The sequence below is a fragment of the Chryseobacterium sp. BIGb0232 genome, from assembly GCF_024810195.1.
Classification (GTDB): Bacteria; Bacteroidota; Bacteroidia; order Flavobacteriales; family Weeksellaceae; genus Chryseobacterium; species Chryseobacterium pennae.
This window is the reverse complement of sequence record NZ_JANUEH010000005.1, coordinates 62,718-75,065: the sequence shown is the minus strand read 5'-3', so window position 1 is coordinate 75,065 and position 12,348 is coordinate 62,718. Positions and strand designations below refer to the sequence as shown.

The 12,348-nt window shown below is 31.3% G+C and carries 17 protein-coding genes and 1 pseudogene; 16 read left to right on the top strand and 2 right to left on the bottom strand.

Going from position 1 to position 12,348, the window contains the following annotated elements:
* Positions 1-48: 48 nt before the first annotated feature.
* Entirely contained in the window at positions 49-711 is a 663-nt protein-coding gene (locus M2372_RS13600; RefSeq protein ID WP_123320776.1) for a hypothetical protein, read from the top strand.
* Positions 712-860: 149 nt separating this feature from the next.
* Here the strand turns inward: M2372_RS13600 and M2372_RS13595 are convergent, their stop codons facing one another.
* On the bottom strand, positions 861-1,451 hold the full coding sequence (locus tag M2372_RS13595) for a DUF6624 domain-containing protein (protein WP_123320777.1): 591 nt from the start codon (positions 1,449-1,451) through the stop codon (positions 861-863).
* A gap of 78 nt (positions 1,452-1,529) precedes the next feature.
* Here M2372_RS13595 and M2372_RS13590 point away from each other — a divergent pair.
* A pseudogene (locus tag M2372_RS13590) lies at positions 1,530-1,762 on the top strand (transposase); the annotation flags it as partial.
* A gap of 242 nt (positions 1,763-2,004) precedes the next feature.
* Here M2372_RS13590 and M2372_RS13585 read toward each other — a convergent pair.
* A complete protein-coding gene (locus M2372_RS13585) occupies positions 2,005-2,352 on the bottom strand; it encodes a helix-turn-helix domain-containing protein (RefSeq protein WP_123320778.1) in 348 nt (115 codons plus the stop codon).
* Positions 2,353-2,433: 81 nt separating this feature from the next.
* On the opposite strand from M2372_RS13585, the gene M2372_RS13580 reads away from it, so the two are divergent.
* The 14 genes from M2372_RS13580 to M2372_RS13515 all read left to right on the top strand — a co-directional run bounded on the left by M2372_RS13580 (position 2,434) and on the right by M2372_RS13515 (position 12,298).
* A complete protein-coding gene (locus tag M2372_RS13580; RefSeq protein WP_123320779.1) occupies positions 2,434-2,943 on the top strand; it encodes a dihydrofolate reductase family protein in 510 nt (169 codons plus the stop codon).
* Positions 2,944-2,971: 28 nt separating this feature from the next.
* A complete protein-coding gene (locus tag M2372_RS13575) occupies positions 2,972-3,232 on the top strand; it encodes a hypothetical protein (RefSeq protein WP_123320780.1) in 261 nt (86 codons plus the stop codon).
* A gap of 571 nt (positions 3,233-3,803) precedes the next feature.
* On the top strand, positions 3,804-4,031 hold the full coding sequence (locus tag M2372_RS13570; protein WP_123320781.1) for a hypothetical protein: 228 nt from the start codon (positions 3,804-3,806) through the stop codon (positions 4,029-4,031).
* A 56-nt stretch (positions 4,032-4,087) separates the two neighbouring features.
* Positions 4,088-5,059, top strand: a complete 972-nt coding sequence (locus M2372_RS13565; RefSeq protein WP_148060807.1) for a kelch repeat-containing protein — start codon at positions 4,088-4,090, stop codon at positions 5,057-5,059.
* A 101-nt stretch (positions 5,060-5,160) separates the two neighbouring features.
* A complete protein-coding gene (locus M2372_RS13560; protein ID WP_115970350.1) occupies positions 5,161-5,727 on the top strand; it encodes a hypothetical protein in 567 nt (188 codons plus the stop codon).
* A 71-nt stretch (positions 5,728-5,798) separates the two neighbouring features.
* Complete coding sequence (locus M2372_RS13555; protein WP_123320783.1) at positions 5,799-6,308, top strand: DUF2314 domain-containing protein; 510 nt, start codon at positions 5,799-5,801, stop codon at positions 6,306-6,308.
* A 414-nt stretch (positions 6,309-6,722) separates the two neighbouring features.
* Entirely contained in the window at positions 6,723-7,193 is a 471-nt protein-coding gene (locus M2372_RS13550) for a hypothetical protein (RefSeq protein ID WP_148060808.1), read from the top strand.
* A 117-nt stretch (positions 7,194-7,310) separates the two neighbouring features.
* The gene (locus M2372_RS13545) at positions 7,311-7,973 is read left to right on the top strand and encodes a hypothetical protein (RefSeq protein WP_115970347.1); all 663 of its coding nucleotides are present in this window, start codon (positions 7,311-7,313) and stop codon (positions 7,971-7,973) included.
* Positions 7,974-8,045: 72 nt separating this feature from the next.
* A complete protein-coding gene (locus M2372_RS13540; protein WP_123320785.1) occupies positions 8,046-8,666 on the top strand; it encodes a hypothetical protein in 621 nt (206 codons plus the stop codon).
* 13 nt (positions 8,667-8,679) lie between these two features.
* The gene (locus tag M2372_RS13535) at positions 8,680-9,429 is read left to right on the top strand and encodes a hypothetical protein (protein ID WP_148060809.1); all 750 of its coding nucleotides are present in this window, start codon (positions 8,680-8,682) and stop codon (positions 9,427-9,429) included.
* Between the two features lie 60 nt (positions 9,430-9,489).
* A complete protein-coding gene (locus tag M2372_RS13530; protein WP_123320787.1) occupies positions 9,490-10,338 on the top strand; it encodes a metallophosphoesterase in 849 nt (282 codons plus the stop codon).
* Positions 10,339-10,396: 58 nt separating this feature from the next.
* Positions 10,397-10,975, top strand: a complete 579-nt coding sequence (locus M2372_RS13525) for a hypothetical protein (RefSeq protein ID WP_123320788.1) — start codon at positions 10,397-10,399, stop codon at positions 10,973-10,975.
* A gap of 84 nt (positions 10,976-11,059) precedes the next feature.
* Positions 11,060-11,659: a DKNYY domain-containing protein gene (locus M2372_RS13520; RefSeq protein WP_185018892.1), complete on the top strand. Its 600-nt coding sequence runs from the start codon at positions 11,060-11,062 to the stop codon at positions 11,657-11,659.
* Positions 11,660-11,785: 126 nt separating this feature from the next.
* Positions 11,786-12,298, top strand: coding sequence for a hypothetical protein (locus M2372_RS13515; protein ID WP_123320790.1), 513 nt, complete (start codon positions 11,786-11,788; stop codon positions 12,296-12,298).
* The last annotated feature ends 50 nt before the right edge of the window (positions 12,299-12,348 follow it).

The following is a 12,348-nucleotide window of genomic DNA, read 5'->3' as shown; positions in this document are numbered from 1 at the left end:
CTTCAATTTACGATACATGATCAAGTTGAAACAGCTGAAGGAAATACTATGAAAAAGTTGTCTAATAAAAGAATTTTCGGTTGTCTAATATTTATTTTTTTATTCATTAATTGCTCTAAATATGATAAAGATCAAATTTCGAATATTCAAAAATTATCTTCAACAAATAAGAAATACGATGTTTATTTATATACTATTGAAAGCGGAATGGCATTTGGTTCATCTGTAAATGCTTTACAAATTGTTAAATATAAAGAAAGCCCCGATTTCTATAATACTGATTTCTTTAGAGTACAGAATTCTCGACCATTTCAAATAAAGTGGAATAATGATACTTTAACGATCAAAACAATATCCAATATTGATCGTTCATTACAAAAACAACCTATCCGAACGGAAATTCAAGATTATAAAGGAATTAATATTAAAAATTTAGTTTATACCTTAAATTCAACATTGGGTTTATCTGAATTTAAATTCATAGATTTCTACGAGAAGAATGGAAATTTAATTTTTAAGAAAGAAAATGATTCATTAGTTTTTAATGAAGGAAACTCACAACTATCTATAGACTCAAGTTATATTGAAATTGAGTATTTTAAGCAAAATAATAAAGGTTTAGAATTTGAAGCATACAAACTAATACCAGAAAAAAAATTTGATTCCAAAAAAATTGAAAAGTATCAACTTTTAAAAGCAGTAGAAAAATAAATGCAGTAAATAATATTGTATTGCTAAGATCCCCGATGCGCAAGGTCTCCCGACTTTGAGCCGATAACATAAAAATAGACCTTAAAAAAGGCTCCAAAGTCAGGAGACTTCGGAGAGCAAAGTCGTCTACGTGATTACATGTTGTGTTGTTAATTCGGATTGAACTGAATATTAAAATACTTTAAATAATCCTCTATTGGTTCCAATCCCATTTCTTTTCTTCTTTCGTTTACAGTTTCAGGATTTTCTAATTTATACAATTTACCATTTTCTATTTGTGAACCATATATTTGGGGTTTTCCTTCGTCCATTAACATCCTATCTTTCATCAATGCATATTGCTGTTTAGATAAGTCTCGATTTTTTACCGCTTTCTCTATTTGTGGAAAATACTTTTTTCTGATTTCCTTAGTACTATGTTGCAGACCCAACCAGATTGCATCCATGTGTTTTTGATCCACCTCCTTTAATGTCGGCATACCACACTTTTCAATAATGCTAATCACTAATTCCTGATTCCTGTGATCTTCTTTAGCGTATTTGATGAGTTCATTTGATTTTCTAATCCTTTGGTCACTTTCAAAAACTTCGCTCAAGATTTGATTTTTTTTGCTGCAATCGACTTCAATAATATCGACTGAACCTACATAGACAAATTTATCCCTATTCATATAAAGGAATATTGATATCATTAAAACAAGAGCGGTTAATATGCTAAATAATATTTTTTTTATTTTCATTTCTATTTTTGTGTCATAATCCAAAATAGATTGACCATTTTTGGTTAAAAATTAATTGTAAAAATAGGAATTATTTTAAGCGCACGCTCTAAAATATGTAAAGATGAACAGTATTGTTATCCAAACAGAGGTTTTTGCGCATCACAGCAAATGTCTTTTTATGGCTACAACTTCACGCGGTTTGTTCTGTGAACGGTGTTTTTTAAAGTATAGACCTAAGTCCGGCATCTATTCATGATATTCACTTTTTGAAGGACATTAAAGAACGGTTGTCAGATTGTATCTTGCTTGGTGATAAAGGGTATCTCTCCCGCTGGCAAAGTCTCCTGACTTTGAGCCGATAAAATAAAAATAGATCTTAAAAAAAGACTCCGAAGTCAGGAGACTTCGGATAGCCAATTTATTGCTCACTTGGAGTATATGATAACTTGCCGATAAATCCAAATATTGATATGATTAAATGCTGGACCTTATTATTGAAAAGAGAGAAAAAAATAAAGCTTTCAAATCAAAAAGATGATTTGATGTAAGCTCAGCTTCTTAATGATATAAATCACTTCTCCTTTATCTTCTTTCTATGCTTCAACCCAAAATTAATTAAGGCATTAACAACATCTTCAGTTTCTTCGGCATGTGTGGTAAGTGCATAAGAAACGGTAACAGGTTTGGTGTTATTAACTGTTCGGGTGATCAGTAAATTCTCTTCCAATTCCTGTAGCACTTTGGATAAAACTTTTGGACTTATTCCCTGAGCTATTTCCTGTAGATCTTTAAAACGCATTGTTTCGTGATGATACAAATTATGCAGAATACAGAATTTCCATTTGCCGCCCAACAATTCAATGGCATCTTTAAGGGCCAATATTTGTTCTTTACTGATGTCATTTTTTTTAGTACTCATACAATAGTTACTTTCCAAAAGGTAACGGATAGTAAAGGTAAAGTTTCTTTCAGATAATTTTACACGGTAAAAAAATTAAAAATGAAAGTAACAGTAATTGCCAACATTTCAGCTAATGGTAAAGTATTATTATCCGATCATCCACATCATCAGCTGCCACCGGAAGCAATGGAGTTTTATTTGGCATTCGCTAAAAAAGTTGGAAACCTTGTCATAGGCATGAAAACTTTTGAAAATTTTTTAACCTTCCCACAGGAGGTCAAAGACCATTTCAGCGGAATAGAAATCGTAGTACTCTCTGAAAAAGCTTACCCATCAAAAGACTACAAGACTGTTAAAAGTCCCGAAGAAGCTATTGAATATATGTCACAAAAAGGGTGGCACGAAATGGCAGTTGGCGGTGGAACAGGTGCTTTTAATGCCTTTATAGACAAAGATTTGGTAACGGACATCTATTTTAATATTCATCCATTAATCACAGGAGTTGGCGGTGTTTTAGGAAACAGCAGTGAACTGAACTCAAAATTTAAATATAAAGAATATCAACTTAAAGACAGTTTCATTCAACTGCATCTAGCAAAAGAAGACTGAATAACAACAAGCTAAAAAACATACAGTCTTGGATATATTCTGGACGAAAAAAGATCCTTATGTTAATCTTACTAAAGATGAACCGAAAGAACCCCCACTGTTGGTCTTAAAAAAAGCATTCAAAAAATACAGCGTCAAGGAATTTGATTATTCTATATCCGGGATGGTCTATTTCTCACTGGGAATTTATGATAAGCTACCGGAAAGTAATATGATAAACCCGTATATTCATATGATTAAAATGCTGGATGCAGCGTACCTTATTATTGAAAGGAAAGGGAAAATATAAAATATTATGCTAAAACTTTTTGGTGTGACGGTATAAAACATTTACCAGAAGACACAAAATCTTTACTTTATAATACTATTGAAAAAAACAGGCAAATCATAACAAAAGCCTGGATTGGATATGGTGGCAATGAAATTTATGAAATGAAAATCAAGTTTGGGGAACAAGCGATAGAAAATTATAAAAGCTTAATTGACTGCATTCCAAGAAATAATGAGAATCCGAATTGGATAAAGTTATTTATGGAAGATAAAAAGATTGAAATTCAATTAAAATAATAACTGTTGCTAACATGGGTTTGCATCATTTCCCTTTCCTGTTCCCGCTTTTACTATATTTGTTTCATACTATATTAAATATTCAAATCAAAAAATACATCAGAAGAGAAATATCAAATCTTAATCCAAAAGCAAGAATTAAAAAATGGATGAAATATATAATAAGTTAGTAGCAGAAGGATCATTATATTCTATGAATGCTTATTTAGAAAGTTTTTTTGAGAAAGTTTTCAGAAGCTTTTATAATGACTTTTCTTATGAAGAATATAAAAATTGTTTTAAACTAAAACCAAATGGATAAACCTAATATCATTAATTTCAACTTCAACAATACAGAATACAATATTGAAATTATTGGAAATGTTGACAAAATAGACGGCTTTTACTATTACACTTTTAAATTTGATGCAAACCATTTTATCACCATTTCAAAGTTTGATGACGAAAAATGGAAAATCGTAAGTATGTCAAAAAATTCTATTGCTGAACAATTAGGAAAAATAATTGACGAGATGCCCTAGCTTCACGTACTATTTCTGTTTCTGAAATTGAGAACCCAACCCTAAAATTCCTACCATTGAAAACAAAATTATTATTCCTTTCATTCTTGGGCACACTACTAGCCAATGCACAAACCCTTGATTTTAAAAATCTCGCCAATATGTCTGTAGGCAGAGGTGCTGCAACCAGCGTCATTGTGGATGATAATATCTATGTGAGCAACGGATATCAGGACAAGGGAGGTAATGCTAATTATATTGAGAAATATAATATTACGGATAACAAATGGAGTGTTCTCAATGCTACTCTGCTGACCAAGAAATTTGCTAATTCAGAGGCTTATAATAATAAAATTTACATTTTTAACGGTTGGGGAAATAGCCATCTTGAAATTGTAGACCTTGCCACCAATACCATAACAAAAGGAGCTGTTAATCGTTCCTATACAGGAAATGCAGGCTCTGCCATCTATAGCGGTAAAATATATGTGTTCGGCGGCAGCGGATTAAGCGGAGCTAAAACCACTGTATTTTCTAATACATTCCAATATTATGATATTGCTTCCAATACATGGAATCCACTACCCAATATGCCCACAGCCAGAGAAGCAAAAGGCAAAATTGTGAATGATAAGCTTTATGTGATTGGCGGTTTTAATGGTACCTCATCCCGTCTGATCAATGTTTACGACCTCAAAACTAATCTCTGGACCAATCAATATACAATGCCTGCTGCCATATCCGGACATTCATTAGCTGTATCCGGTAATAAGATTTTTATTGCAGGGGGTTATAATAATCAAACTTTTCTGGCTTATTTTGATACAACAACCAATAAACTGCATCAATTATCATCCAATATGATTCCCAGAAGACATGCCACAGCAGAAGTATATAACAATAAACTGTACATCATCGGCGGAAGTACGACATCTGTCACCAGCTCAGCGATTAAAAGCATACAGGTGGCAGATATCAGCGAAAGTGTACTCGCTGCGCAAAATCTCCCGATTTTGAACAACAATTCCAAGGTATACTCCCAAAACTAGAAAACTCCGGATAGCAAAAAAATAATATAATGGTAATGTAGTTGTGCATAAATGATATTAAAACAATGGATAAATTTGAATATTAGTAACCATACAATATCATGCAAACAGATTTTTTCGGAACACTAGAGGATAAAAAATTAATATTGGATTTTATATTTTCAGAAACTGATTATCTCGTTTTTGATCATTATTCTGAATTTGGAGAAGAATTAAAACAGTATTTTTCAACCAGCGAAATTCTGGAAAAATTTGATCTAGAAAATGGCAAACAAAATGCCGTTACATTTGGGCTTTGGAATCCGTTAGATCAAACAAAAAATATAGTTCGAAAAGTGATATTAGATCCCAAATATTGTAACGGCTACACATTTCGATACACAAGTGAAGGCTGGGGAATCCAAAGATTATATTTTGGCGGAATCCAAAATGGTTTTCTCAATTCATCACAGTTTATGGGATTTAACGAAAAAGGAGCGATAGCAAAAGATTCTATACATCCGGATCATGAACAAGAAGCTCATCGATTAGACTGGCAACTCATTCGCTCCGATCAAAGAAAACTTAAAAATTATATTGAGAAAAAGCTTGGAGCTGAAAAGCATACTCGTGGAATCATTTTAAAGAATGCCAACCAACTCATTACCCATTACGAAGTAAAAATATGATAAAGAAGAGCAAAGAATAAGAACAATGGATAGCCATTTAGAAAATCAAATTAATATTATTAGATTAAATTATGCATTTTAAATATTCAATCTGTTTGCTTTCATGTCTTGCCATACTAAGCTGTCAGAAAAAAGATAAAATTATAAAAGTAGATAATGAGCCTGGTGTACACATTTTACAGGGAGAAGACAATGAAATGAATACCGCAATAGAAAATGCACAAAACTCTTTATACCAGTTCAGGCAAGCAATAGAGAGCCACAATCCGGATTATTATAATTTCGCATTGAAAGAAAAATTTACAACTCCTGATTCCGGAGGCGAACATATATGGATAAGTGAAGTTCAATATTCTGACCATAAATTTTATGGAATTGTAGATGGAGAACCCATTTCAACAATGGAGGTAAAACTGGGAGATACTATTGAAGTTAATCCTCAGAATATAACGGATTGGATGTATATTGATAAAAACATTGTAAAAGGAGCGTATACTACCAGAGTCTTAAGGAAAAGAATATCAAAGGAAGAGCGGAAACAAATGGACAGGGAAAGTGGATTTATTTTTGAAAATGAGTAAAAAACACAGATGGACTGGAGCTATAATACTGTTATAATACACCAAATTGATATTAATAAAGTTTATCAAAAAGATTTAAAAGACAATAATATTAATTGGCCAAATCAAAATTTCGTAGGGGCACAGTTTTTTTCAATAAAAGACATTATAATATAAAAGATAATGAAATGGAAAAACTGCTAGAAGAAAAGTTCAAAAGATAGAATATCCTGGCTTTGTGCAAATAATACAACTAATCCAAATTCAGGAAACTTTGGATAGTGGAGATCCAATCAATAATAAAAACCGCTCTTTTCAAAGCGGTTTTTACACTTCAAGACTTTAGAATGATCAGAACTTTCCTATATTTGAGAAATAACCGTATCCAAAAACTCATCTATGGGACTATTTGACCTTTTCAAGAAAAAAGAAAACTTGTTAAAAAAGAAAATAACCGTAATTTTAACTTTACAGGTTTCTAAACAGGATATAAACATTTCTGAATTTGCAGGTTTTAAAATTGTCAGTTGTCATGATATTCTTCAAAAATTTAATTACCGTTCATCAATAGAATCTCACGAAAAGAAGCTTAAATATATTTCTGAAGAGATTATTCATTCAAAAGATGATATTCTAATCTGTGATCTCAAAGTAAGTATTACGAGCTTTGATACACTCACTGAAATGTTGAAGCCACACCAATTAACCATCAACAAAATTTTAGTACCAAACGAATCCAAAAGAAACAAAAAACTTGCTGAAGGGCAGGAAGCATATAGAAATCACAGTCGCTGGCTTCATTTTTATCCAGGAGAAATTGAAGATATATATCGTGAATTTGAAGCAAAAATTAAAAGTTTAAAAACCAGGTATGAAAATACTGAAACGGAAATATTGGAAATATAAAACAGAATACCAGATATCCGCTGGGCAATACAATACCTAAATTCTGACTGTGTACAAGGTGGGCATTGTAAGGGAAATTGAAATGTTAATCAAAAAAACTAATAACCAAAATATCCTATGGGATTTTTCAACAGAAGCAAAACATTTAAGATCAGAAATATAGAATTTTATTCTGAGGGAAGTTATTATTATTCCAAAGGACTAAAATCATCCATTGAGAAAGAAATAAAAATTGCAAAAACTACTCTTTCACTAGATGAACTAAAACCAATTTTACAATATCTGGTTGAATTTATTCAAGATGAAAAACCAGATATTAAAAGCGGAGAAAAAATTACATGTTTCTCCTGGTGCATTCTATTTCATGAAGCGTCAGACTTTTTTGAAATTCTTGAAGTCATCCCGGAACAGCAAGGATTTGGTGAAGGTCTTAACCGTACACTTCACATCCTGAACCAACAACTTTCCGTTTGTACTCGAGTAAAAACAGAACCTGATTTTCCTGATTTTGACCAGATTGTTACAGTAGATCCGTTGATCAAAACAGGATTACAGGCCAATTTGTTCCGTTGGATAGGAGATTATCCAGACTCAGGATGGGTTGCAATGACAGATCGCTTTAATGAAGAAACAATGTCTTTCGAACAAATGACAGTAGGACAATTTATGACACTCAGCCCGGAAATCGTTCAATTTATGGCTCTCCCATCTGGCTTTAAGGTAATCTGGCAAGGTAATAATGCACAGATAGCATTTGACAGACAATTGCTAGAAAATTAGATTATAAATAACTGCTCTATTAAAGTTACACAAAATACTTTCTTGGGAAGCGAACTGAATTTGGAAACAACTATGAAACAGAGAATTTTAATATTATCGTTTACTTTGAGTACACTTTTATGTTTCGGGCAAAAAGGATATTTAGAACTTTCAGAAAATTTTGACAAATATAAAGGTTCTTTAAGGGAGTACTATAACGACATCTTTCCAAAACTTTATAAAGACTTTTCACAACAATCTTATGCACGCTATACTTCAATACCTTCATTCTCCGAAGAATATGCTTTTTCAGTTGAAACAATAGATAACAGGTATTATATTATATCCAATAGATTTTCTGAAAATTTTTGGTATGCTAAAAAACGTAACCAGGTTAAATTAATCAGTCATAAAACCGAAATAGATTCTACTCTTTATTTAAAAATCGAAAATTTATTTCAAATTCTTACCCAACAAATGAAAACCTCAGAAAAGGAAAAAAGAGGATTTGATGGAACCATGTTTTATTTTGCTACAACCGATACAAACGGACAAATGAAGACTGGTGAAACCTGGTCACCTAATGACAATACAGTATTAGACCGAATTGTCAAAGTTTGCAATAGATTATTTTCAATAGACAAAGAAAAGAATAGTAGCCACTCAGATATTGTAAAGGAAATTGAAAAATTAATTGAAGAAATTAAGAAATAAAAAAAGCATACTATTGAAAACAGGTATACATTTACAATTCAAATACTTTGCATCAGCTATAGTACTGTTGTGTATTTTATCGTGTGAAAAAACAAAAATAAATGAATTTCATTCGGAAAAGAAAAGTATAGAGTTTACCTTACAGAATTTTCCAATGCTTGCCAAAAACTTTGAAAAAGTAAAAGAAGTGAATTTAGACTCTCTCACTATTTCACTCTATAGAAATCCTAAAAAAGAAGATTATGACGAGATTTTAGTTTTTAGCAAGAATAAAAAGTTCTATGCTGTTCCATTTTTCTCAAATATGTATTTTGACTATTGGAATTTTGATAATGAGGATCAAAAACAACTATATCCTAAAACGAATTCAACATTTGAAAAACAGATAAAAAATACTGTTTCTGAATTAAATCTAACCCAAGAAGAGTTTGGATTACTAATCGAAGAATTAATGAAAAGTGTTTTAAATGCTGAAACGAATCTTGATTTGAAACCAAAAATATTTGAGAATTATATTTATTCTACTTATAGAGTGGATCAATATAAAGTGGAAGAATCCGATTCATGCTTAGCAAGAACAAAAAGACTTTATAAACAAATCCTAATCGAATCTGAAAAAATAATTCGATATAATCAGTTTTTTCTGGATGCCCGAAATGGAAGGGTCTACGAATTTATCAATGAAAGCAGAAAAAGAGGAGAATGGAAATTTAAAATAAAAACATATAGAATAGATTGCTTTTCTTATCCCTTAAGCATATAATCACACTAAAAATTGGACTTAATAAAAAACATTTCCATCAATTTTAAATAAACAAACATCATGAGAGTTGCTCTTTTTTCTGACATTCACGGTAAAATATTATTGCCCTTTAAATTGGTTGATTTATATCAGAAACAAACTGGGAATGCCGTTGATTTTATATTGCAATGCGGAGATATGGGAGCTTACCCAAATATTGAAAACCTGGACAAAGCAACCATAAAACATGCACAATATGACAGGGATGAACTTGGTTTTCATGATGACTTTACAAAAATAAATCCAGACATTCAGGCATTTTTAAATCAGCTCAATATCAATATGATTTGTGTTCGTGGTAATCATGAAGATCATGATTTTCTGGATGAACTGGAAAAGAAAAATTTTCAAAACAGCCTATTTCCCATTGATGTTTATGAAAAAGTCTTTGTTTGCAAGTCAGGGTTAAAACAGGAATTAAAAACGGAAAATGAAACCCTCACTTTTGTGGGTATTGGAAGGATTGGTGACCGGAAAGGAAGATCTGAAAAGCGTTTTGTTCAGGATTATGAAAAAAAGGAAATCAGGAAACTGCTTAAAACAAAAGATAATTTTGATATCTTAATCACTCATGATAAGGACAACAGTGGCGAAGAGAATTATGGTATGCCTGAAATCAGGAATATATTAGATCATGTCATTTTCCATTATCATTTTTACGGCCATACAGGAGAGCCATTCAAACAGGAAACAGACTGTAATGGCATTACCCAATCCATAAAAATAAAGGAACTGGAATTTAATGCTAGCGGAATTTTAGAAAAAGGTTGTATGATTATACTGACAAAAGAAAACGGAGAACTCAGTATTGAAGTTGTAGATCAAAAATTAACTAATACAATGACCAAATATAACTGGAAAGATCAATAAGTTTTTGATCACAAAAAAGATCTTATCACCAGATAATACGTGAATCAATACAAAATATATGAAACCTCTCCTATTATTTTTCGTTATTATACTCTCGAATTTTTCTATTAAAAATCTGGAAAACAAATGTTCAGACAATGATCTTATTATTGAAAAAATTATTGATTATAATCATCTTAAAGCGAAGAAAACTGATGTAACCCAGGACAAAATTTCCAGCACCCTAATAAAAATTGAAATAAATTTTAATACTATAGATCAAAATGATTTTGAAAAATACTTTTTACCCATAGGAGCAGACGGAAAACCGGATGCCAGTGCAAAAAAATTTCTGTTTAGAGAGGACTATAAAGATTTCCTATCCCAATACAATGAAAATAAGATTACAGAAATAAGCAAAACTATACAGAAGAAATATAGAAATTTAAAATTATCTGAAATTGAACAGGATAAAAAAAATCATATTAATTATAAATATTTAGAATTCTCAAAGGTCTTTTTCTCTCACGATAGACAGACTGCTTATATTGAAGCAAATTATCATGATGGAGTTTATGGTGATGGAACAGCATTTATACTCAGAAAAAATAATACTGCTTGGGAAATCGTCCAAATAATCAATATATGGATCACTTAAAAACTATTAAAACATCCTTGTTTTGAATGAAAACTTTATTACATTTATATGTTCTGCTATGTATTTTACAAAAAAATCATTCCTATGAATTTCAGAACTATTTTTAAATTGTATTTATTATTTTTTTTCGTGGCCTGTTTCGAAAAAAAATCTAAAACTGAATATTCACAACCTTCTACAAAGGCCATTCTGCAAAAGGATAACAGGAAGTCTGAAAAATATCCCGCACAATACGAATTGCAGGACAGTGTAGAATTAACTCATATTAAAAATACATTTTATAGAAACGAATTTGGATTCCTTTACGAAAAAACGATTGCCCAAAGAGAATTTAAGGGAGTATTAAAAGATGCTGAATATTTTAATGGTATTATTTCACAGGAAGTCGATCCTAATTCATTTCAACAGATCGAAGACTCCTGGTTTGCAAAAGACCATAAAAATGTATATTATTCCCGGCCTACAAGTGGTGGAAGACAGATCACAAAAATAGAGAATGCTGATGTCAATACATTCAAAATTCTTGATGGGAACTATAGATACGCTGTTGATAAAAGTCATTTTTTTTATGAAACTGAAAAAATTAAGGATTTCATTCCTTTAAAAACTGAACAGATAAAAGACGGAGAGGGAAAAGTCATTGAATTAAAAATGAAAAATAAAAAGGTAAATCTTGAACCATAGACTAATAGCAATTAATTTTAAAAACTAAAACCATGAAAATTATTCATTTATACCAATATCTCTCACTGCTTTCTTTAGATTTTGGTAGAAAATTGACACTTTCTTTCTAATCCCACAGACAACAAAATGGAAAGAGTTTCAAACAGTATAGAAGCACTGATGAACGCTGCTAAAGCTGAAATAGAAAACTTTGAACTAAGGTCGGAAGAAAAGATCATTGCTTATTTCTCAGAGCTCCCAACAATTGGAGGATTTCCCTATAAGATCATTTTAGCTGAAATGCCTGATGGAAGTATCCTTTCGAAATTCAGGCAATGGGATACGGAATACAACTTAAAACAATGGACTTCCGGAATTAATAATCTGGACAGACTGAGGGTCATCACTGATGAAAAAATTCTTTCTGAAACAGATACGGCAATATTGAAAAAGGAATTGTCAAAACTTGAGCAAATAAAACTGCCTGAAAGCATAAGAGATCAAAAAGCAATCATTCTGGATGGTTCCGAATGGAAATTTGGAATCAGCTTAGCCAATAAAAATAGGGATTATACCTGGGTTGCCTCAACGGAAGACATCAACCTGTTCGTTCCTGTCATTGAACTTATAAGAAAACAGTATTTGGATAGAATTAAATGAGGTTTATCTTTTTACATGCTATCTAATCAACACAATATATAAAATTTAAA